Below are 21,399 nucleotides of genomic sequence, written 5' to 3'. Positions count from 1 at the left end.
GGTCACGCCGGGTAGGGCTGTGGCCGGAGGCGAGCCATGGAACAGACCGCGTTGCGTCCCAAGCCGTTGCCGGGAGACGAGCCAGACCCCGGCCGTACATCCGTCACATCCGCCACATCAGACACACCCGGCACCACCACCGCGTCCGACGTATCCGAAGCGTCCGGCCTGTCCGACGGGTCGGACGCGGCCCGGAAGGCCGGACGATCCGGCGCACCCCTCAAGGGGCGCCGCCCGCACCGCCCGCACCGCGCCCGCCGCCGCGGCAGACGGCTCTTGTCACTCCTGTTCGGCCTGTTCTGCGCCGCGGTCCTGCTGCTCTCGGGCATCGGCCTCGGCACCGTGGGCGCCACGGTCATCGGCATGAGCAAGCTCGCGGAGATGCAGAGCCAGGCGGGCGAGCAGGGCGCGGCGATGGGAGCGGCCCCGGGGGCGGCCTCGGGAGCGGGGGCCGGTGCGGGGGCAGGGGCGGGTGAGGGTCGCGCCGCGTCCCCGAAGGGCCCCCCGGCCGCGTCCCCGAAAGCTCCCCCGAAGGCGCCCCCGGCCGCGTCCCCGAAGGAGACCTCTTCCGGCAAGGGTGCCCCGGTCGCCGGGCCACAGTCCCCGCGCCCCGCCCTCGGCGTCGAGGCCGTCGACGCCCCCGGTGGCGGCGGCGCGCTGCTCGTCGCGGTGCGCCGGCCGGGCCCCGGGCACGCCGCCGGTCTCGTACGCGGTGACGTCCTGCTCGCGTTCGGCGGCAGCCGGGTCGCCTCGGCCGGTGACCTGGCGAAGGCCGTCGCGGGCGCGAGGCCGGGCAGGAACGTCACGCTGACGGTCCGTCACGCGAGCGGCGCGCGGCAGGTGTTGTCGGTGCGGCCGGGCTTGATCACGTGACGACCCTGAAGTGCGTCGTCAGCCGCCGCTCGTCGTCCAGGACGTGGAAGGCGAGCCCGACCGGGGCGTCCAGGTCGACCAAGCCCTCGCCCTCCCACGGCAGTCGCAGCGTCGAGACCACGCCGGGGCCGACGATCAGCGGTCGCCCCGCGAAGGTGGTCGCCGCCGGGGTGTGCGCGTGCCCGATGATCAGGCCGACGATCTCGGGGTGCCGCTCCACCAGGGCCGCGAGGGGCTCCGGCGCGCGCAGCCGCCAGGTGTCCAGGCGTGGGTGGTGCATCCGGACCGGGTGGTGGTGGAAGGACAGCAGGACCGGCGTGCCGTCGTCGAGCCCGGCGAGCCGCTCCTCGATCCACGCGTACGTCTCCTCGTCCAACTGCCCCTCGTCGCTGCCGGGCAGGCTGGAGTCGACCATCAGGATCTCGGTGCCGCCCACGCGGTGGGCGCGGTTCACGGGCGCGTCCGAGGGCGAGCTCTCGCCGAGCAGCGCCGTGCGGTAGGGCCCGCGCGCGTCGTGGTTGCCGGGGCAGGTCAGGACCGGCCAGGGCGCGTCGGCGAACAGCAGGCGCGCGGCCTCCTTGTACTCGGACTCCTCGCCGTGGTCGGCGATGTCGCCGGTCACCAGGAGGGCGTCCAACGGCCCCGGCAGCGCCCGCAGATGGTCGAGCACGCGCTCGGCCCGCTCCGTCGCGCGCGCGGTCCCGTCCAGGTGAAGGTCACTGATCTGCGCGAGTACCAGCATGTCGTACGCCCCTCCGTACCGGAATGATCTAATGGCTGAGAAGGATCTAACCATTAGCGACACCGGTCGTGGAACGGCCAATCGCGAAACGGTGGCATGGGGCGAGGGGGCCGCCTCATGAGGGGCGCCATGCTGACCACCCCCGTCGCATTCCTCGGCGCCGGGTGGGCTGCTACGGCCTGTACGCGGGGTTCGTCGGCCGCCTGAAGACCGTCCTTCCGCGGGCCGCGGTGCGGCGCAGGCTGGAGCAGGTGTCCGGCGGGGTCCTCGTGCTGCTCGGCGTGCGGCTCGCGGTCGAGGGCTGAGCCGGTACGGCGCGGCCCCCGCACCCGCCGGCCCGCCCCCCCGGCTCCGCCGCGCGATACCCACTCGCGGGGCCGGGGGCGGCCGTGCAGGATGCTGGGGGAGACCCCGCGCCCAGCCCAGGAGGCCCGATGACCACGCCCGCGCCCGCGCCGTTCACCGCCGACGACTACCGCGCCCGGATGGACCGCGCCGCCCGCGCCGCCGCCGACGCGGGCCTCGCGGGCGTCCTCGTCGCACCCGGGCCCGACCTGGTCTGGCTCACCGGCTACCGCGTGCCCGCCGACACCGAACGCCTCACCCTGCTCGTCATCGCCCCGGGCCGGGACCCGGTCCTCGTCGTGCCGAAGCTGGAGGCCCCCGACGCCGCCCGCGCGACCGGCGCCCCCGCGCTGACCCTGCGGGACTGGACCGACGGCACGGACCCCTACGGCGTGACCGCGCCGCTGCTCGACGCGCACGGCCGCTTCGGCGTCAGCGACAACGCCTGGGCCATGCATCTCCTCGGCCTGCAGCGGCAGTTGCCCGACAGCTCCTACACCGCCCTCACCGAGGCCCTGCCGATGCTCCGCGCCGTCAAGGACGCCGCCGAGCTGGAGCGGCTCGCCGCGGCCGGGGCCGCCGCCGACGCCACGTACGAGGAGATCCAGAAGGTGAGCTTCGCGGGCCGCAAGGAGACCGACGTCGCCCGTGATCTCGCGGACCTGCTGCGGCAGTTCGGGCACGAGCAGGTCGACTTCACCGTCGTCGGCTCCGGGCCCAACGGCGCCAGTCCGCACCACGAGGCGGGCGACCGCGTCATCGAGCGCGGCGACATGGTCGTCCTCGACTTCGGCGGCCTGCGGCACGGATACGGCTCGGACACCTCCCGCACCGTGCACGTCGGCGAGCCCTCGGCCGAGGAGCAGCGCGTCCACGACGTGGTCCGCGAGGCCCAGGACGCCGCCTGCCGCGCGGTGCGCCCCGGCATCGCCTGCCAGGACGTCGACCGGGTGGCGCGCGCGGTGATCACCGAGGCCGGGTACGGCGAGTACTTCATCCACCGCACCGGCCACGGCATCGGCGTCACCACGCACGAACCGCCCTACATGATCGAGGGCGAGCGGCAGCCGCTCGTCCCGGGCATGTGCTTCTCCGTGGAGCCCGGCGTCTACCTGCCGGGCCGCTTCGGCGTCCGCATCGAGGACATCGTCACGGTCACGGAGGACGGCGGCCGCCGCCTCAACACCACCGCGCGGGAGCTGGCCGTGGTCGACTGACGCCCGCCCGCGGGCCCCGGCTCAGCCGTGCGGCCGCTCGTCCGTGAAGTGCGCCAGGAGGTCGTACGGATACGGCAGCGGCCGCGCGCTCGCCTCCGTGAGCCGCTGGTCCTGCGCCGCCGTCAGGGTCCAGCCCGCCGCGCCCAGGTTGTCCGTCAGCTGCTCCACCGAGCGGGCGCCCACGATCGGCGCGGTCACGCCCGGACGCTGGAGCAGCCAGCGCAGCGCCACCTGCGCGGGCGTGCGGCCGGTCTCCTCGGCGACGGCGAGCACCGCGTCCACGACCCGCCAGGTCTCCTCGGTGGCGCGCTCCTGCCAGGCGCCGCTGCCGCGCGCCCCCGCGGGCGGCGCCGCCATGCCGCGCCGGAACTTCCCCGAGAGCCAGCCCGCCTGGAGCGGGCTGTAGGGAATGACGCCGACGCCCTCCGCCGCGCTCAGCGGCAGGAGTTCCCACTCGGCCTCGCGGGCGAGCAGGTTGTAGCGCGGCTGGAGGCAGACGTAGGGCTCCCAGCCCTGCGCGCGGGACAGGTCGAGAGACTTCTGCAGCTGGGCCGGGCTGACGTTGCTCGTGCCCAGGTAGCGGACCTTCCCGGACCGCACCAGGCCGTCGAGGGTGGACAGGGTCTCCTCCAACGGCGTGCGCGCGTCCCACACGTGCGTCTGGTAGAGGTCGATGTGGTCGGTGCCCAGGCGGCGCAGGCTCGCGTCGACCGCCGACAGGATGTGCTTGCGGCTGAGGCCGCGCGCGTTCGGGCCCTCACCCATCGGCAGGAACACCTTGGTGGCGATGACGAGGTCGTCACGGCGGCGGCCCTTGAGCCAGCGGCCGAGGACCTCCTCCGAGACCCCGCCGCCGTACACGTCAGCCGTGTCGATGAACGTGCCGCCCGCCGCCGTGAACGCGTCCAGCATCCGGTGCGCCGTCGCCTCGTCCGCGCCGCCCTCGCCGCCGCCGAACATCATGGCGCCGAAGCACAGTTCACTCACCCGCAGGCCGGTCCCGCCCAGGTACCGCTGTTCCATCGGATCTCCTCACGTGTCCCGGCGCAGGATAGAAGTTGAAGTGCTCTTGAGGTCAAGGTCCCGTGCGACGGCACCGGGGGCCCTTGACGCCGTCACGCCCTACGCGAGGGCCAGCACCGCGCACGACTCCGGCGGCAGCCGCAGCGCCCCGTCCGCTCCCGGCCCCGCCACCGCGTCCCACGCGGCGAGCACGCGCGCGTGCGGCACGCCCAGCCGGACCGTGGCCGCCTCGCCCGCGAGGTTCACGGCGATCCGCAGGTCCCCGCGCCGCAGCACCAACCAGCGCGCCGCCTCGTCGTACGCGACCCGCACCGCCGCCAGATCGGGGTCGATGAGGTCCGCGCGGGCGTGGCGCAGCGCGATCAGCTCGCGGTACCAGGCGAGGACGCGCGCGTGCGGTGCGCGTTCCGGCTCCGACCAGTCGAGGCACGAGCGCGCCCGGGTCGCCGGGTCCTGGGGGTCGGGAATCTCCTCCTCGGCCCAGCCGTGCGCGGCGAACTCCCGGCGCCTGCCCCGGCGTACGGCGTCCGCGAGGTCCGGGTCGGTGTGGTCGGTGAAGAACTGCCAGGGCGTCCCCGCCGCCCACTCCTCGCCCATGAACAGCATCGGCGTGAAAGGGCCGGTGAGGGCGAGCGCCGCCCCGCACGCGAGCAGTCCGGGGGACAGGGCGGCCGCGAGCCGGTCGCCCTGGGCGCGGTTGCCGATCTGGTCGTGCGTCTGCGTGTAGCCGAGCAGCCGGTACGCGGGGGTGCGGGCGCGGTCGACCTCGCGGCCGTGGTGGCGGCCGCGGAACGTCGAGAACGTGCCGTCGTGGAAGAAGCCGCGCGTCAGCGTCCTGGCGAGCGCGGCCAGGGGCGCGGCCGCGAAGTCCGCGTAGTAGCCCTGGGACTCGCCGGTGAGCGCGGTGTGCAGGGCGTGGTGGAAGTCGTCGTTCCACTGCGCGTGCAGGCCGAGGCCGCCGCCCGCGCGCGGAGTGATCAGGCGCGGGTCGTTCAGGTCGGACTCGCCGACCAGGGCGAGCGGTCTGCCCAGTTCGTCCGCGAGGCCGTCCACGGCCGCCGCGAGCTCCTCCAGGAAGTGCAGGGCGCGGGTGTCCCGCAGCGCGTGCACGGCGTCCAGGCGGAGCCCGTCGATCCGGTACTCCCGCAGCCAGGCGAGGGCGCTGCCCACCAGATACGCCCGCACCTCGTCCGAGCCGGGCGCGTCCAGGTTCACGGCGGCGCCCCACGGCGTCTGGTGGGTGTCCGTGAAGTACGGCCCGAACGCGGGCAGATGGTTGCCCGACGGCCCCAGGTGGTTGTGCACCACGTCGAGGACGACGCCGAGGCCGTGCGCGTGCGCCGCGTCGACGAACCGTTTCAGCGCCTCGGGGCCGCCGTAGGGCTCGTGCACGGCCCACAGCGACACCCCCTCATAGCCCCAGCCGTGCCGCCCCGGGAAGGGGCACAGCGGCATCAACTCGACGTGCGTGACGCCGAGGTGGGCCAGGTGGTCCAGGCGCCCCGCCGCCGCGTCCAGGGTGCCTTCGGGGGTGTACGTGCCCACATGCAGCTCGTAGAGCACCGCGGCGCGAAGGCCGCGCCCCGCCCACGGCGTCCGCCATGCGTACCGGTCGTGGTCCACGACCGCGCTCAGCCCGTCGGGCCCGTCGGGCTGGCGCGCCGAGCGGGGGTCGGGCAGCGCGGGGCCGCCGTCCAGCGAGAAGCCGTAGCGCGTGCCGTCGCTCGCCGCCGCCTCGACCGCCCACCACCCCGGGCGCTCCTCGTCACGCGCCATCGCCCGCGTGCCGCCGTCCAGGACCAGTTCCACCCGCTCCGCGTGCGGCGCCCACACCTCGAACCTCACCGGCAGTCCTCTCGTCGGTCGGCCATGCCCATGGACGTGCGTATACCCGTCGGCCCCGTCGGCCCCGTCAGGTCTGTCGGACCGTGCGCACTGGGTCCGTGGGGTCAACCATTCCCCAACAGGCGCCCCGACACCGCGAGCCTGAGCACGGCGTCCGGATCCCCCTCCGCGCCCCGGCGGAACGCCAGCTGGAAGGCGTACTCGCCGATCGCCGCGACGGCCTCCGCCCGGCAGGCGCGCCGCATCTCGGCCAGCTCCGGGGTGCCGCGCTGCGCGTGCCCCACGGCGGCCCAGTAGGTCTGCCCGGCCCCGGCGGCGAGGGCGGCGGGCTCGCCGAGGCCGCGGGCGGCAGCGGCGGCGGCGAGGACGTCCATGCCGAGGGCGATGCCGAACGTGTCGCCCAGGTGCCGCATGCCGGCCAGCATGGCGCGGGCGTGCTCGGACGCGGGCACGGGCCGCCCCTGCGCCAGCGCGATCAGGGCGAGCTGCTGATCGGCGTACGCGCGCGTCCAGTGCTCGCCGTGCGCCGCGCACAGCGCCCGCAGCCACGCGGCCTCGCTCCGCGCCGGGCCGAGCCTGCCGAGCGCGGTCAGCGCGAACACCCGCACCAGATGGCAGCGGAGCGTGGACGCGGACGTGAAGGGCGGCGCCCCCGCCACCGCGAGGGCCTCGTCGGCCACCTCCTTGGCCCGCCCCGGCTCCCCGCGCAGGAGCTCGGCGAGGCCGATGAGATAGGCGGCGGCCAGCCGGGCCTCCGCGTCGTCGAGGCGCTCGGCGCCGCGCGCGCACCGGTGGCCGATGGCGGCCGCCCCGTCGAGGTCGCCCTGGAGCGCCTTGACGATCCCCAGCGCCCACTGCGCCCGCTCGCCCGCCCTGCTGAACCCCGGCCGCAGGGCGAGCACCTGCTCCAGATACGCGCGCGCCTCCCGCAGATGCCCGCAGCAGACCCAGAAGAAGCCGACCAGGGCGGCGAGTTCCACGGCGGCCGGGGGATCGTGGTCGCACAGGTGGTCCAGGGCCGCGCACAGGTCGACGTGCGCCGCCGCGATCCTGCGGTACCACAACGACTGCCCGGGCCCGGCCCACCCCTCGTCCGCGGACCGGGCGTGGGCCAGGAAGTACGCGGCGTGGCGGGTGGCCGTCGCCTCGCTCTCCCGGAGCTCCTCCAACCACATCGCGCCGTAGTCCCGCACGGTCCGCGGCAGCCGGTACCGGCCGCCTTCCTCGACGCCGACCACCGACTTGCCGGTCAGGCCCGTGAGCGCCGCGTCGACCGCCGCCGCGGACAGCGGGCCGCCCGCGCACACGCCCCGCGCGGCCCGCCGGTCGAAGGAGCCGGGGAACACCGAGAGCCGGGCCCACAGCAGCCGCTCCAGCGGCTCGCACAGCTCGTGGCTCCAGCCGATGGCGAGCCGCAGCGACCGGTGCCGCGCGGGCCAGGTCGGCGACATCAGCCCGGCCCGGCGCGAACCGAGCCGCTCGCACAGGTCGTGGAGCGTGGTGTGCATCAGCTGGGCCGAGGCCAGTTCGAGGGCGAGGGGAACGCCGTCGAGCAGCGCGCAGATCTCCCGCGCGCTGTCGCTCTGGTGCGGGGTGCGCAGGCTCAGGGCGGGGGCCACGACCAGGGCCCGGTCCAGGAACAGGGCGAGCGCGTCGCCGTCGGCCGGCAGGGGAGCGACCTGGACGACGCGCTCGCCGGGTAAGCCGAGGCGCTGTCTGCTGGTGGCGAGGATGCGCAGATCGGGGCAGGCCGCGAGGAGTTCGCCGACCACCTCGGCGCACGCCGCGACCAGGTGCTCGCAGGAGTCGAGGACGAGCAGGAAGCGGCGTCCCGACAGCCAGCTGACGAGCGCGTCCAGGGCCACGCCCGTGGTGTGGTCGGCGAACCCCACGGCGTGCGCGAGGGTCGCGATCAGCTGCCGTTCGTGCGGGAGGGCGCCGAGGTCGGCCCAGTGCGTCTCGCCGAGCGCGCCCGGCCGGTCCGCGTCGATCCGGTGCAGGCTCTCCAGCGCCAGGCGGGTCTTCCCCACGCCCGCCATGCCCGTGACGGTGGTCACGCGGTGCGTCGTGAGCGCGGCGGCCACGCGGGCCAGATCGGCTTCACGCCCCACGAAACTGTTCGCCACTTGCGGAAGATCAGCCACCATTCGCTCATTCTGACCCAGGGGGCGCCGGAGCCCAGCCGCCGTAACCCGTACGGTTGTTGGGCCTTGTCCGGTTCCCGGCCGGTTCCTGGCCGGATCCGGCGGGGGCCGCCGGTGCGGTCGGGGCGGGGCGCGCGCGGCTCGGGCCCGGGGTGGATGGCGCGGGTCCGCGGCCGCCGCCAGGTCCATTCTGGACACTCGCCGTGGCCTGGCCGACAATTGCCGACGTGACCTCGCCTTCCTCGCTGCCCTCCGAGTCCGGTACGAACCCGGTGCGGCTCACCGACGCCGAGCGGGAGCGGGCCCTGGAGGTGCTGAGAGAGGGCGCGGCGCTCGGCCGGCTCTCGCACGACACGTTCGTACGGCGCATGGAGCTGGCCCTCGCCGCCCGGCGCCGGGACGAACTGGCCGCGCTCACCGCCGACCTGCGCACCGAGAGCCGCTGGTCGAAGCTCGTGCTCGGCTCCGTGGGCGCGGTGTCCGGGTTCACGGTGAAGCTGCGCAGGGCCTGGCAGTCCGAGCGGCTGCCGAAGCTGCTGCTGCCCGCGCCCGGCGCGTATCCGCTGCGGATCGGCCGCGACCCGGCGAACGGCCTGCGGCTCAGCCACGACACGGTCTCGCGCCTGCACGCCGAACTGTCCGCGCAGGGCGGCATGTGGGTCCTGCGCGACCTCGGCTCGACCAACGGCACGTCGGTGAACGGCCGCCGGGTGATCGGCGCCGCCGTCGTCCAGGCCGGGGACCAGGTGTCCTTCGGGAGCCTGTCGTTCTGCCTCGCGACGGCCTGAGCGGGACCACCCTCTCCGTCGCCCGCACCCCCGCGCCGCCCACGCGCACCCCCGCGCCGCCCACGCGCTCTTCAGTCGAGTGCCGCGCGCGCGTGCCGCGCCGCCTCCACCGCCGTCCGGGCCTGGTGCTCCACCTGGTGCTCCAGCGGCACCCACCGCGCCCCGAACCGCTCGGCGAACGCCTCGCTCCACTGCGTCACCAGGCGGTCCAGGCGCGGCGCCGCCCGGTCACCCGCGCTGACGAGCACCCTGCGCAGCATCGCCGCGGCCCGCAGCGGCAGCCGCCGCCCGAAGGCGTCGACGCTCCCGATGTACGCCATCGACGTGCCCGCGGGCGGCAGCCGCCCCCAGTCGTCGGCGAGCCCCGGCACCAGGCCGAGCGCCCACCTGGCGGCCCGCAGGAGCGGACCGTGCGCGTGCGGCAGGCGCGGCAGCGCGTCCTGCAGCACCTCCTCGACCAGCCACCCGTCGTGCCGGAGCCGGGACGCGAAGGACCGCAGCGCCGTCCGCGGCGCCGGGTGCGCCGCCAGGTCGCCCACCATGTCGCTCGCCCACATCGGCACCTCCACGATCGCGGTCGTGCCGCCGTAGCGGTGCGCGTGGTGCCAGGTCGTGTGCCGGGCGTCCTCCGGCAGGCTCGGATACGCCGCCGCCGACCCCGGCCCCGGCAGCACGTGCACGCCGGGGCCCGACACCGGCCACCCGGCCGCGTCCGACGCGCCCGTCTCCACCGGGATGCCGAGGCGGGCCGCCGACTTCGCGAACGGCTCGGCGAGCCCCGGGATGTCCCGGGTCAGCTGCACCCAGCTGCCGCCGAGGTCCGTGCAGTGCAGGGACACCTGCAAAAAGGGCCGCAGTTCGTCGATGACACCGGTCAGGGCGCGGGTCTCCGGCGGCAACCGGTCCGGCGGGAGCACCGAGGGCGACCACTCGGGCTGCTCCGGGCCCGCGGGGCGGAAGAAGTGCCGGTGGTAGTCGAGGAGGCTGCGGGGCGCCGGGGTCCGGTGCAGGCTCGCGCCGTCCGGGTCCGCGCACAGCAGGAAGTGCCAGGAGGTGTCCTGCCGCAACTCCGGGTCGAGCAGCGCCTGTTCGGCGAGCGCGAGGAGGGTCGAACCGCCGGTGGGCTCGTTGGCGTGGGCGCCCGCGACCACCAGGACCGCGCGGGGGGCACGGCCCACGGACAGCAGGTGCAGGGGACGGCCGCCGCGTGAGGTGCCGACGCGGCGCAGCGTGCTCAGCTCGGGACGGCGGGCCGCAAGCTCCCGAACGGACGACACGAGTTCGGGAACTGTGGGATAGCGGCTCTCCGCCAGTTGACTCACCCCCCGCCGGTGCGTCCGCTGACGCAATCCGCAGTACGCCACGCGACGGTGCAGGTGTCAAGCACTCCGGACCCGGGCTTCCCAGGGCCCGCGCAAGAAGGCCACTCCTCCCCCTCGTCACCGCTCCGCCCGCACGCCTTCGCCCGTCCGTTCCAGGAGCGCCACCGGCAGCTGAGCGAACAGCTCCGCCACGCGCGCGTGCCCGCTGAACCGCCGCCCCGGTACGAGCAGGTCGGCCCAGTCGCCCTCCGGGAGCGGCAGCGCCGTGTCGCCCCAGCCGCCCGCGTCGGCGAGCCGCAGCGACAGCCGCGTCACGGCCGCGACGACGCCCCCGGAGCGGGCGTGGGCCAGGCAGTGCCCGGCGCGGGGGCCCGTCGCCGCCAGCGGTTCGTACGTGCCCGCGCCGCCGAAGAGTTCCGGCCGCCGCGCCCGCAGCCGCAGCGCCGCGACCGTCACGGCCAGCTTCTCGGCGGACAGGTCCCGGGCGCCCTCCTCGCCCCGCGGCGCCCGGAGCGCCGGGCCCACGGAGCCCGCGGAGTCGTCGAGGGGCGCGCCGAACGACACGGTATGACGGTTGTCCGGGTCCACCAGGGCCCGGTAGTCGCGCTCGGTGCCCTGATACAGGTCGGGCACCCCGGGCATCGTCAGGTGCAGCAGCGCGGCGCCGAGCACGTTGGCCCGCACGTGCGGCGCCAGCTCCGCGGCGAACTCGGTCACCGCGTGCAGCGGCGGCCCGCACGGCCCGGCCTCCAGGAACGCCGCCACCGCCTCCTCGTACGCCTCGTCGGGCTCCGTCCAGCTCGTGTGCAGCCCGGCCTCCCGCACGTGTTTCAACAGGGCTTCCCGCAGCCTTCGTCCGTACGGCCCGGCTTCCGCCTCGGCCCGCGCGGTCAGGGCGGACGGCGCGAACCCCACCGCCGTCTGCCAGGCGGCCCACGCCAGTTGGGGGTCGGGCGCCCGCCTGCCGCCCGGACGCGCCGTCCGCCGCGTCACCTCGGCGAGCAGCGCCGCCCACCGCGCGGGCGCCTGCGCGAGCACGCTCACGGCCGCCCGCACGTCCGCGCTGCGCTTGGAGTCGTGCGTCGTCAGGACCGTGCCCGAGTACGGCCAGTCGCGCTGCACGCGCGCGCAGTACGCGTGGAACTCGGCCACGTCCACGGCGGGCCGCGCGGGCGAGCCGCCCACCTCGGCGGCCGAGAGGAGCGGGGCGTGCCGGTAGAACGCCGTGTCCTCCAGCGACTTGGCCCGCAGCGCGGCGGCCGTCTGCGCGAACCGCGCGCGGAAGGCCTCGCGCGCCCCGTCGCCCGGCGCCCTGCCGAGCACCAGGTCCCGCACCGCGTCCACGACCTCGGCCTCCTCGGGGACGGCGAACACCCGCTTGGCCTCCCGCGCCGCGTCCGCCGTCAGGACCGTCTCGGGATCGGCGCCCCCGGTGGCGTACGGACGGTAGACCTCAAGGCGTACGAGGAGTTCCCGCAGCGCCGTCCGCAGTGCCCACGGCGCGTGGTCGCGCAGCGCGGGATCCGCCGCGCCCAGCGCCACCACCTCGCGCGTGAGGCGGTCGACCTCGGCGGCCAGCTCGCGCGTGACGACCTTGTACGCGGCGCGCCGCAGCGTCGCCGCCCAGTCGCCGCCGCGGTCGGCGGGCGGCGCCGCGAACCTGCGGTACTGGGCCAGGAGTTCGGCGGCGCCCGTCCTGTCCGTGAGGACGCCGTCGACGTGCCGCAGCGCGTCGTAGCCGGTGGTACCCGCCACGGGCCAGGCGGCCGGCAGCCGCTCCCCGTCGGCCAGTATCTTCTCGACGGCCGTCCAGCGCCCGCCGGTCGCCTCGTGCAGGCGCTGGAGGTACGCCCCGGGGTCCGCGAGGCCGTCGGGGTGGTCCACGCGCAGTCCGTCCACGACGCCCTCGTCCAGGAGCCGCAGCACCGTCGCGTGCGTCGCGTCGAACACCTCCGGGTCCTCCACGCGGATGGCGACGAGGTCCGAAATGGTGAAGAAGCGCCGGTAGTTGATCTCCGTGCGGGCGAGCCGCCACCAGGCGAGGCGGTACCACTGCGCGTCGAGGAGGCGCGTGAGCGGCAGCCCCTGCGTGCCCTCGCGCAGCGGGAACTCCTGGTCGTGGTGGCGCAGGACGCCGCCCTCGACGCGCAGGTGCTCCAGCTCGTGCCCGAGCCGGTGCCCGAGCACGGGCAGCAGCACCTTGCCGCCGCCCGCCTCCCAGTCGATGTCGAACCAGCGCGCGTACGGGGAGTCGGGCCCCTCGCGCAGGACCTCCCACAGCGCCCGGTTGTGCCGGGGCGATGCCGCCATGTGGTTCGGCACGATGTCCACGACCAGACCGAGCCCGGCCGCACGCGCCGTGCCCGCGAGCGCCCGCAGCCCCTCCTCACCCCCCAGCTCCGCCCGCACCCGCGCGTGGTCCACGACGTCGTACCCGTGCGTCGACCCGGGCACCGCCTCCAGAACCGGCGACAGATGCAGATGCGAGACCCCGAGCGAGGCCAGATACGGCACCGCCCGCGCGGCGGCCGCGAAGGGGAAGTCCGGCTGCAACTGGAGCCGATAGGTGGCGGTCGGCGGCGGCGGAACCACGGAGGCGGTGCGCTGTGGCGTCATGCGAACCTACGTACCCTTCCCACCGCCTTTCGTGCCTTCGACGCATGCGCGCCAGAACCGGCCCGGCACTAGCTTCCGACGAATGGCTGAGAACGCACATGGCTCCCGGGGGCGGACGTACAGGGGGCCGGACACGGGCGGAGCGCGGGCGGCGGGCGCCCGGGAGGGCGACGTCCGTGCGGCTGGTGTGCGGGGCGGCGGCGTGCGCGATGGCGGTGCGCGGGATGCCCGGGGGCGTGGGGCCGCCGTGCGGACGACCGGGGTGCGAGCCGACGAGCGGCCGGGCACGGGTGCGCGGGCGGAGGGCCTGCGGGACGGTGGCGTGCGGGGTGGCGGTGGCCGCGACGGTGCTGCGCGCGGCGGGGGTGGCTGTGGTGGCCGTGCTCGTAACGGCCGTGTCCGCGACGGCCGTGCGTCCGGCGCCGTGCGGAAGGCCGGTGCTCGGGGCACCCTGGACGCCTACCGGCAGGTGGTCGCTCTCACCGGGGCGGCGCTGCCGGTGGTGTCGTTCCTGGGGCGGTTGCCCGTGGCGGTGATCCAGTTCGGGAGTGTCCTGCTGGTCAGCCGGACCAGCGGGTCGATCGCGACCGGGGGCGCCGTCGCGTGTGCGCTGGCGCTCGGGCAGGTGGGCGCGGGGCCGTTCGTCGGGCGGCTCGCGGACCGGAGGGGGCAACGGCCCGTGGTCCTCGCCTTCGCGGTGCTCAACGCCCTCTGTGTGGCCGCGTACACGCTCGGCGCGCTCCTGGGGCCGCCCACCCCCGCGCTGCTCCTCCTGGGCGTCCTGGCGGGCGCCAGCGTGCCGGGGATCGGGCCGCTCGCCCGGGCCCGCGTCGTGCGCCTCGTGCGCGACGAGGGCGGGGACGCGCGGCTCGTCGGGACCGCGCTGTCCCTGGAGTCGACGATGGACGAGCTGTCGTTCGTGCTCGGCCCCGCCCTCGTGGGCCTCGCCGCCCTCGCGGGCCACCCGGCGTACGCGTTCGCCGCCGCGGCCCTCCTGGTCGCGGTCTGCGGCACGGCCTTCGCCCTGCACCCGACCGCGCGGGCGGCGCGGCCCGAGGAGCGGACCGCCCCGCGCGCACGGGCGCGGGGCGGGCGGCTGCCGCGCGAGGTGTACGTCGTCCGGACCGGCCTGGCCTTCCTCGGCGTGCTGCTCGGCGCCTGCGGGGCCGGGATCACCGCGCTCACCGAGGAGTTGGACGCGGCCGGCCAGGCGGGCCTGGTCTACGCCGCGATGGGCGTCATGAGCGCGGTCGTCGGGCTGGCGATGGCCGCGGTGCCGGACCGCTTCGGGCTGCACGCCCGCTGGCGCGTCGCCACGGCAGCCGCCGCGCTGCTCGCCCTGCCGCTGGTGTGGACCCACAGCATGCCGGGCCTGTACGCCGTCGTGACCGTCTTCGGCGCCGTCTACGCCCCGAACCTCATCACCGGCTTCGCCCTCACCGAACGGGCCGTGCCGCAGGCGCGCCTCGCCGAGGGCATGACGTTCGCGGCGAGCGCCTTCGTCGGCGGCCAGGCCGTCACGCTCGCCGTGGCCGGGCGCCTCGCCGAGACGCACGGGGCGGACGCCGCCTTCGCGCTCGGCAGCGCCGCCGCGGCCGTGGCCTTCGGGGTGGCGCTGCTCGCCCGTCCGGGCCGTTGAGCCGACCGGGGCCGACCGGGGCCGACCGGAGCCGGGCGGGGCGTCCCCTCACACCGGACGCTGCAGCACCACGAGGCTGCGGTCGACCAGCGTCACCCGCTCGCCCGCCCGCACCTTCTCGCCTGTCCCCGGCGGCACACCGTCCTCACGCGCGGTGTCCACCACCACCTGCCACTGCGCCCCCTGGTTCACCGGCACCACGAAGTCGAGGGGGTCGGCGGAGGCGTTGAACATCAGCAGGAACGAGTCGTCGGTGATGCGTTCGCCGCGCTCTCCGGGCTCGGAGATCGCGTTGCCGTTGAGGAACACCGTCAGGGCCCGCGCCTGCGCCGCGTCCCAGTCGTCCTGCGTCATCTCCTCGCCCTCGGGCGTGAACCAGGAGATGTCGGACAGCTCGTCGTGGGTGCCCTCGACGGGCCGGCCGTGGAAGAACCGGCGTCTGCGCAGGACGGCGTGGTCGCGCCGCAGCCACGTCATCGCGCGTGTGAACTCGAGCAGGGTGCTTTCGCCGTCGGGCCAGCGCACCCAGGCGACCTCGTTGTCCTGGCAGTAGGCGTTGTTGTTGCCGCCCTGGGTGCGGGCGAACTCGTCGCCGTGGCTGAGCATCGGCACGCCCTGGGACAGCATCAGGGTGGCGACGAAGTTGCGGAGCTGGCGGGCGCGCAGCGCGAGGACGTCCGGGTCGTCGGTCTCGCCCTCGACGCCGCAGTTCCACGACCGGTTGTGGCTCTCGCCGTCCTGGTTGTCCTCGCCGTTGGCTTCGTTGTGCTTGTCGTTGTACGCGACCAGGTCGTGCAGCGTGAACCCGTCGTGGCAGGTGACGAAGTTGATCGAGGCCAGCGGCCGGCGCCCGTCGTCCTGGTACAGGTCGGAGGAGCCGGTGAGCCGGGACGCGAACTCCGCGAGCGTGCGCGGCTCGCCGCGCCACAGATCCCGCACCGTGTCGCGGTACTTGCCGTTCCACTCCGTCCACAGCGGCGGGAAGTTGCCCACCTGGTAGCCGCCCTCGCCGACGTCCCACGGCTCGGCGATCAGCTTCACCTGGCTGACCACGGGGTCCTGCTGCACCAGGTCGAAGAACGAGGAGAGCCGGTCCACCTCGTGGAACTGCCGGGCGAGGGTCGCCGCGAGGTCGAAGCGGAAGCCGTCCACGTGCATCTCGGTGACCCAGTGCCGCAGCGAGTCCATGATCAGCTGGAGGACGTGGGGGTTGCGCATCAGGAGCGAGTTGCCGGTCCCCGTGGTGTCCATGTAGTAGCGGCGGTCGTCGGTGAGGCGGTAGTACGAGGCGTTGTCCAGGCCCCGGAAGGACAGCGTCGGGCCCAGGTGGTTGCCCTCGGCCGTGTGGTTGTACACCACGTCCAGGATCACCTCGATCCCCGCCGCGTGCAGCGCCCGCACCGCCGACTTGAACTCCAGGACCTGCTCGCCCCGGTCGCCCCAGGAGGCGTAGGCGTTGTGGGGCGCGAAGAAGCCGATGGTGTTGTAGCCCCAGTAGTTGTTCAGGCCGAGGTCGACGAGCCGGTGGTCGTTCACGAACTGGTGGACCGGCATCAGTTCCAGGGCGGTGACCCCGAGCGCCGTCAGATGCTCGATGACCGCCGGGTGCGCGAGGGCGGCGTACGTGCCGCGCAGCTCGTCGGGCAGCTCGGGGTGCAGCATCGTGAGGCCCTTGACGTGGGCTTCGTAGATGACGGTCTCGTTGTACGGCGTGCGCGGCGGGCGGTCGTCGCCCCAGTCGAAGTACGGGTTGACCACCACGGACGTCATCATGTGCGGCGCCGAGTCCAGGTCGTTGCGCTCGTCCGGGGAGCCGAAGTGGTAGCCGTACACCTCCTCGCCCCAGTCGACGGCGCCGCTCACGGCGTGCGCGTACGGATCGAGGAGCAGCTTCGCCGAGTTCAGCCGCAGCCCGCGCGCGGGGTCGTACGGACCGTGCGCGCGAAAGCCGTACCGCTGGCCCGGCATGATCCCGGGCAGGTAGGCGTGGCGCACGAAGGCGTCGGATTCGCGCAGCTCGACGGCGGTCTCCGAGCCGTCGTCGTGCAGGAGACACAGCTCCAGTCTGTCGGCGGCCTCGGAGAAGACCGCGAAATTGGTGCCGGCGCCGTCGTACGTGGCGCCGAGCGGATACGCCTGCCCTGGCCAGACCTGCATGCCTATGACTCTTCCACGATCGCCCCCGCCCCATGACTGGAGTTCGCTCAGACTCTGCTCGAAAGTGGGGCAACCGCAAGGGAGTTGAGCCCGTCTAACCGACTGACCACATACTCGACATGCCCTAAAAATGGGGCTGTACGGGAGAAAAGGGGGAGGATATGGGCGAACTAGTCAGACGTCATCTGGGGAAGGTCGTGACGGGCGGCGCGCTCGCCGTCGTCGCGACCGCCGCGATGGTCGTCGTCACGCTGCCGGAGGGGGCCGGCGCGGGTGACAGGGGGGACCGCAGCACGGCGGCGGGTTCGGCGCGCCAGGACGCGATCGCGCCCGACGGAGTCGTCGAGGACGCGCCCGAGGAGGGCGACAAGGGCATAGGCAGCGACCCGCTGACCGACGCCGAGACCGAGCGCGCCGAGAAGGCGGCGCTGAACAGCAACGGCCTGCGCTCCAGCGCGCGGGACGTGGAGGGCGACCGCGGGCCGCAGCGGCTCTCCACGAACCTCGCCGAGAACGACCCCGCCGAGGGCGCCGACGCCGCGCGCCGCGCGCAGATCGTGTACTACGACTACAAGAAGGACGCGGCGATCACCAAGACGGTCAATCTGGAGACCGGCAAGGTGGAGTCCACGAACTCGGCGCACAACGTGCAGCCGCCGCCCACCAAGGACGAGCTGGCCGAGGCCACCCGGCTGCTGATCGCCGACCCGCTCGGCAAGGGCCTGAAGCAGGACTACAAGAAGGCCACCGGCAAGGACCTCACCGGCCCCGGCGACCTCGACCTGAGCGGCTTCGTCTTCAGCAAGCAGACGAACCTGAAGATCCCCGCGGAGCTCTCCGAGTGCGGCAGGCACCGGTGCTTCCAGGTCGTCGCGAAGGTCAAGCGCGGCCCGTGGATCGACACCCGCGCCTTCGTCGTGGACCTCAGCTCGCGCGACGTGGGCCGCCTGGGCTGAGCCGCCCGGCCAGACCACCGCCCGCACCCGCAGGACGGCGGGGCGGGGCACCCGGACACTTCTCCTCCTGAAGGAGCCCTTTCCGTATGGACGCCTCTCACGGCAACAGACTTTCGCGCGCCCGCAGAAGGGCCGGAACGGCCCTCGCGGTCTCCGCGCTGATCGGGGCCGGCCTCGCCGCCGCGGGCCCCGCGGGACCGGCCGCCGCCGCCCCCAAGGCCCCGCCCGCCGCCGCTGCCGACTGCAGCGCCGCCTACAAGATCGAGCAGACCGTCGACGGCGGCACGACCTGGCGGATGTGCTGGCACTACAACACCTACTCCGGGCTGATCCTCGACAAGATCAGCTACCAGCCCAAGGGCGAGCCCAAGCCCATCCCGGTCCTCACCAGCGCACGCCTCGCCCAGATCCACGTGCCCTACGACGACGGCGACGCCGAGTTCCAGGACGTCACCGACACCGACTTCGGCCAGGCCCTGCAGGCACTCAAGCCCGGTGAGTGCCCCGGCGGCACCATCAAGACCGTGAAGGTGCCCGACCGGGGCAACGTCAAGGGCCTGTGCACCACCACGCGCGCGCGTGGGCACGCGTACCGCCTCACCCACGACCAGTCCACCGGCGGCAACGGCAAGGTCTACACCGGCCAGGGCAAGGACCTGCTCGTCTACACCGTCAACAAGGCCTCCTGGTACGAGTACATCACCGAGTGGCGCTTCTCCTCGGACGGCACCATCACCTCCAACGTGGGCGCGACCGGCAGCCTCTCGCCGTACGACTTCGACGGCGGCGACGGCCGCGGCTGGCCCATCGGCAAGGGCGACCAGGCCAAGGCCGAGAGCCACTCGCACAACGTCTTCTGGCGCCTGAACTTCGGCCTCGACGGCTCCCCGAAGGCCAAGGTCGAGCAGTACGACTCCAAGGTCACCCCGTCGACCGGCGGCGGCAGCCCGACCACGAAGACGACCCGCACGCCCGTCACCAAGGAACTCGCCGGCGACCGCAAGGTCATGCGCTGGTGGCGCGTGGTCAGCGCCACGGGCAAGAACAAGGACAAGCACCCGCGTTCGTACGAGATCGTCCCCGGGGCCAGCAACAAGCACATCGGACGGCCCTACACCAAGCACGACGTGTACTTCACCGAGTACAAGAAGTGCGAGCAGTACGCGAGCGCCAACATCGGCTGCCCGAACGGCTACCCCAAGAGCGTCGACAAGTGGTCGAACGGCGAGACCCTGAAGCACCCCATCACCTGGGTCAACATCGGCTTCCACCACATCGCGCGGGACGAGGACCAGCAGCCCATGCCGGTCCACTGGCAGGGCTTCGCCCTTGCTCCGCGCGACGTCACGGCCATGAACCCGCTCACCCCGCAGGACCTCGCCGACCACAACGGACGGATCCCGGTCGGCAATTGAGAAAAGTGCCCGCTCCATCCGGCTGCACCGCCCGCCGCTCCCGGAGTACCCTTCCTTGATCGTTGACTGGGGGAGAGTCCGGGGGGAGCGGAAGGCGGTGCGTGGGTGAGCTCGGGTGGGCGGGAACTGCCCCCTGGTGACGAGGGTCACGAGGAGGGCTCCGCCAATGTCCCGCCAGCGGCCGTGTCCTTGGCACGTCCGGTGGACATGGCATCGCAGATCGGCCCCGAGCTCGACTGGGGCGCCGACGCCTGGCGCGAGGTGCGCACCCGCGCACAGCGGGCCGGGCGGGCCTACATCTGGCTGAATCTCGTGGAACAGCGGCTGCGCGCGGTCGTGGCCGCTGTTCTGCGCCCCGTCTACGAACCCGTCCACGCCGACGACTGGGTCGTCGCCGCGGCGGGCCCGGCCGGGCAGGAGTGGGTGCAGCGGGCGGTCGCCGTCCGGGAGGTGAGCCGCCGCAAGGGCTACCTCCTCGACCCGGCCGACGACAACGTCCTCAGCTTCCTGACGCTGCCGCAGCTGCGGGAGCTGATGGTCCAGCACTGGCCGTGCTTCGAGCCCTACCTGGACGACCGGCGCGAGGTCGAACTCGCCCTGGACGAACTGGAGGTCACCCGCAACGTCGTCTCCCGCAACCGCGCCCTGTCGCCGACGGTCCTCGCCCAGGCCGAACGCGCCTCCGCCCGGCTCCTGGAGATCCTCGGCGCGGGCTCCGACACCCCCTCCTCGCGGCGCCTGCCCGTCGACGCCGTCGAGCAACTGGTCGGCGACCGGTACGCCGACGTGGTCGGGGTGCACACCGACCGGGTGCGCCTGCTTCGCCAGTTCCCCGCCGAGGACCTGTTCGGCGAGGCCCGCCGCGTCGACGCCATCGGGATAGGCCTCAACCTGCTGGTCCAGAACTTCTCCGGGCGCCGTCTCGTGCGGCTCGCCGAGTCCGGCTGCCGGGTGCGGCTGCTGTTCCTGAACCCCGCGAGCAGCGCCGTCAAGCGACGCGAGCGGGAACTCGGACTCAAACGGGGCGAGCTCAGTCGCTCCGTCGAGACCAACATCCTGCACATGCGGCGGGTGCGGTCCCGGCTGCGGGACCCCGGCGCCTTCGAGATCCAGGTCTTCGACGAGACGCCGCGCTTCACGGCCTACCTGGTCGACGGGGACGGGGCGGACGGCATCGCGGTCGTCCAGTCCTACCTCCGCCGCACCCGCGGCATGGAGGTGCCCGTGCTGGTGCTGCGCGGCGGCGGCAGGGTGGTGAAGCCGGGCGACCACGGCGAGCACGGGCTCTTCGCGACCTACCGGGAGGAGTTCGAGACGGCGTGGGCGGACTCGCGCCCGGTGTCGTGAGGGGCGGGGGCGGGGCGGCCCCGCGGGGCCCGGCGGGACCGGCCCGCGGGGACAAACGGAATCCGGCCATCTGATTGTCAGTGGCGCATGGGATCGTGGGGACCACTGGGGGAAAGCACCACGACGAAGGGGGCGGCCATGGGCTGGCACCAGGAGCTGCTGATCGGCTTCGACCTGGAGACGACGGGCACGGACCCGCTGGCGGCGCGCATCGTCACGGGGGCCGTGATCGAGGTCAGGGCCGGGCAGGAGCTGGGCCGCCGCGAGTGGCTCGCGGACCCGGGCGTGCCGATCCCGCGGGACGCGGTGGCCGTGCACGGGATCACCGACGAGAAGGCCGCCGCCGAGGGGCGGCCCGGCGCGGAGGTCGCCGACGCGATAGCCGCCGTCCTGGTGTCGTACTGGCAGACGGGCGTCCCCGTCGTCGCCTACAACGCCGCGTTCGACCTGACCCTGCTCGCCGCCGAGCTGCGGCGGCACAAGCTCCCCTCCCTGCGGGACCGGCTCGGCGGCGCGGAGCCCGCGCCCGTCGTCGATCCGTACACCATCGACCGCTCCGTCGACCGCTACCGCCGCGGCAAGCGCAACCTCGAAGCGGTCTGCACCGAGTACGGCATCGTCCTGGAATCCGCCCACGACGCCTCCGCCGACGCCCTCGCCGCCGCGCGCCTCGCCCACGCGATCGCCGCCCGCCACACCAAGGTCGCCGACCTCGGCGTGGCCGAACTCCACCGCCGACAGGTGCAGTGGTACGCCGAGTGGGCGGCCGACTTCCAGGACTTCCTGCGCCGCAAGGGGGACGCTGCCGCTGTGGTGGACGGCACGTGGCCGCTGCGCGAGGACATCGCCCTGCGCGCGGGCTCGACCCCTTAGCCCGTCCGGCGATTGAGGACGAGGCGCGAAGCGCCGATTCGGGGGAGGACTGTCCCACCGAAGGGGGCACCCACCCCCGGGGTCCAGGGGCGGAGCC

The 21,399-nt window shown here is 74.4% G+C and carries 15 protein-coding genes and 1 pseudogene; 9 read left to right on the top strand and 7 right to left on the bottom strand.

The features are described from left to right. Positions 1-276 precede the first annotated feature (276 nt). Entirely contained in the window at positions 277-873 is a 597-nt protein-coding gene (locus tag QUY26_RS08150; RefSeq protein WP_354670673.1) for a PDZ domain-containing protein, read from the top strand. Here QUY26_RS08150 and QUY26_RS08145 read toward each other — a convergent pair. Continuing rightward, positions 866-1,615 (bottom strand): metallophosphoesterase, encoded by a 750-nt coding sequence (locus QUY26_RS08145; RefSeq protein ID WP_289944580.1) that lies wholly within the window; start codon positions 1,613-1,615, stop codon positions 866-868. The genes QUY26_RS08150 and QUY26_RS08145 overlap by 8 nt on opposite strands. A gap of 164 nt (positions 1,616-1,779) precedes the next feature. Here QUY26_RS08145 and QUY26_RS08140 point away from each other — a divergent pair. Together QUY26_RS08140 and QUY26_RS08135 are read left to right on the top strand one after the other, a co-directional pair. Further along, a pseudogene (locus QUY26_RS08140) lies at positions 1,780-1,920 on the top strand (LysE family translocator); the annotation flags it as partial. A 129-nt stretch (positions 1,921-2,049) separates the two neighbouring features. Further along, a complete protein-coding gene (locus QUY26_RS08135; protein ID WP_289944578.1) occupies positions 2,050-3,177 on the top strand; it encodes an aminopeptidase P family protein in 1,128 nt (375 codons plus the stop codon). 21 nt (positions 3,178-3,198) lie between these two features. Here the strand turns inward: QUY26_RS08135 and QUY26_RS08130 are convergent, their stop codons facing one another. The 3 genes from QUY26_RS08130 to QUY26_RS08120 all read right to left on the bottom strand — a co-directional run bounded on the left by QUY26_RS08130 (position 3,199) and on the right by QUY26_RS08120 (position 8,171). Continuing rightward, positions 3,199-4,200 (bottom strand): aldo/keto reductase, encoded by a 1,002-nt coding sequence (locus tag QUY26_RS08130; RefSeq protein ID WP_289944577.1) that lies wholly within the window; start codon positions 4,198-4,200, stop codon positions 3,199-3,201. A gap of 99 nt (positions 4,201-4,299) precedes the next feature. Next, positions 4,300-6,045, bottom strand: a complete 1,746-nt coding sequence (gene treZ, locus QUY26_RS08125) for a malto-oligosyltrehalose trehalohydrolase (protein WP_289944576.1) — start codon at positions 6,043-6,045, stop codon at positions 4,300-4,302. Positions 6,046-6,149: 104 nt separating this feature from the next. Next, complete coding sequence (locus tag QUY26_RS08120; RefSeq protein WP_354670672.1) at positions 6,150-8,171, bottom strand: ATP-binding protein; 2,022 nt, start codon at positions 8,169-8,171, stop codon at positions 6,150-6,152. 245 nt (positions 8,172-8,416) lie between these two features. On the opposite strand from QUY26_RS08120, the gene QUY26_RS08115 reads away from it, so the two are divergent. Next, positions 8,417-8,977 carry a DUF1707 and FHA domain-containing protein gene (locus tag QUY26_RS08115; RefSeq protein WP_289944574.1) on the top strand — a complete coding sequence of 187 codons (561 nt, stop codon included), beginning with the start codon at positions 8,417-8,419 and terminating at the stop codon, positions 8,975-8,977. Between the two features lie 71 nt (positions 8,978-9,048). Here QUY26_RS08115 and QUY26_RS08110 read toward each other — a convergent pair whose 3' ends face one another. Both QUY26_RS08110 and treY read right to left on the bottom strand, forming a co-directional pair. Continuing rightward, the gene (locus QUY26_RS08110) at positions 9,049-10,299 is read right to left on the bottom strand and encodes a M14 family zinc carboxypeptidase (RefSeq protein WP_289944573.1); all 1,251 of its coding nucleotides are present in this window, start codon (positions 10,297-10,299) and stop codon (positions 9,049-9,051) included. A 117-nt stretch (positions 10,300-10,416) separates the two neighbouring features. Continuing rightward, positions 10,417-12,915: a malto-oligosyltrehalose synthase gene (gene treY, locus QUY26_RS08105; RefSeq protein WP_289944572.1), complete on the bottom strand. Its 2,499-nt coding sequence runs from the start codon at positions 12,913-12,915 to the stop codon at positions 10,417-10,419. 82 nt (positions 12,916-12,997) lie between these two features. Between treY and QUY26_RS08100 the strand changes: the two genes are divergently transcribed. Beyond that, positions 12,998-14,554: an MFS transporter gene (locus tag QUY26_RS08100; RefSeq protein WP_354670671.1), complete on the top strand. Its 1,557-nt coding sequence runs from the start codon at positions 12,998-13,000 to the stop codon at positions 14,552-14,554. Between the two features lie 48 nt (positions 14,555-14,602). Here QUY26_RS08100 and glgX read toward each other — a convergent pair whose 3' ends face one another. Next, positions 14,603-16,711 (bottom strand): glycogen debranching protein GlgX, encoded by a 2,109-nt coding sequence (glgX, locus tag QUY26_RS08095; RefSeq protein WP_289944570.1) that lies wholly within the window; start codon positions 16,709-16,711, stop codon positions 14,603-14,605. A 161-nt stretch (positions 16,712-16,872) separates the two neighbouring features. Between glgX and QUY26_RS08090 the strand changes: the two genes are divergently transcribed. From QUY26_RS08090 to QUY26_RS08075, 4 genes are all read left to right on the top strand, one after another. Continuing rightward, positions 16,873-17,667, top strand: a complete 795-nt coding sequence (locus tag QUY26_RS08090; RefSeq protein WP_289944567.1) for a Tat pathway signal sequence domain protein — start codon at positions 16,873-16,875, stop codon at positions 17,665-17,667. An 86-nt stretch (positions 17,668-17,753) separates the two neighbouring features. Then, a complete protein-coding gene (locus tag QUY26_RS08085; protein ID WP_289944565.1) occupies positions 17,754-19,082 on the top strand; it encodes a copper amine oxidase in 1,329 nt (442 codons plus the stop codon). 105 nt (positions 19,083-19,187) lie between these two features. Further along, on the top strand, positions 19,188-20,429 hold the full coding sequence (locus QUY26_RS08080; RefSeq protein WP_289944564.1) for an SAV2148 family HEPN domain-containing protein: 1,242 nt from the start codon (positions 19,188-19,190) through the stop codon (positions 20,427-20,429). A gap of 138 nt (positions 20,430-20,567) precedes the next feature. Further along, positions 20,568-21,302, top strand: a complete 735-nt coding sequence (locus QUY26_RS08075) for a 3'-5' exonuclease (protein ID WP_289944563.1) — start codon at positions 20,568-20,570, stop codon at positions 21,300-21,302. Positions 21,303-21,399: the final 97 nt, after the last annotated feature.

Origin of the sequence: Streptomyces flavofungini, from assembly GCF_030388665.1 — a bacterium.
Classification (GTDB): Bacteria; Actinomycetota; Actinomycetes; order Streptomycetales; family Streptomycetaceae; genus Streptomyces; species Streptomyces flavofungini_A.
Note: the sequence above shows the minus strand (reverse complement) of the source record. Positions and strands in the feature narration are given on the sequence as shown.

What these genes read in the sequence shown, in the direction of transcription:
- QUY26_RS08085 (WP_289944565.1), top strand. Translation starts at nt 17,754, where the DNA reads ATGGACGCCTCTCACGGCAACAGACTTTCGCGCGCCCGCAGAAGGGCC.
- QUY26_RS08145 (WP_289944580.1), bottom strand. Translation starts at nt 1,615, where the DNA reads ATGCTGGTACTCGCGCAGATCAGTGACCTTCACCTGGACGGGACCGCG.
- QUY26_RS08090 (WP_289944567.1), top strand. Translation starts at nt 16,873, where the DNA reads ATGGGCGAACTAGTCAGACGTCATCTGGGGAAGGTCGTGACGGGCGGC.
- treY (WP_289944572.1), bottom strand. Translation starts at nt 12,915, where the DNA reads ATGACGCCACAGCGCACCGCCTCCGTGGTTCCGCCGCCGCCGACCGCC.
- glgX (WP_289944570.1), bottom strand. Translation starts at nt 16,711, where the DNA reads ATGCAGGTCTGGCCAGGGCAGGCGTATCCGCTCGGCGCCACGTACGAC.
- QUY26_RS08135 (WP_289944578.1), top strand. Translation starts at nt 2,050, where the DNA reads ATGACCACGCCCGCGCCCGCGCCGTTCACCGCCGACGACTACCGCGCC.
- QUY26_RS08130 (WP_289944577.1), bottom strand. Translation starts at nt 4,200, where the DNA reads ATGGAACAGCGGTACCTGGGCGGGACCGGCCTGCGGGTGAGTGAACTG.
- QUY26_RS08100 (WP_354670671.1), top strand. Translation starts at nt 12,998, where the DNA reads ATGGCTGAGAACGCACATGGCTCCCGGGGGCGGACGTACAGGGGGCCG.
- QUY26_RS08075 (WP_289944563.1), top strand. Translation starts at nt 20,568, where the DNA reads ATGGGCTGGCACCAGGAGCTGCTGATCGGCTTCGACCTGGAGACGACG.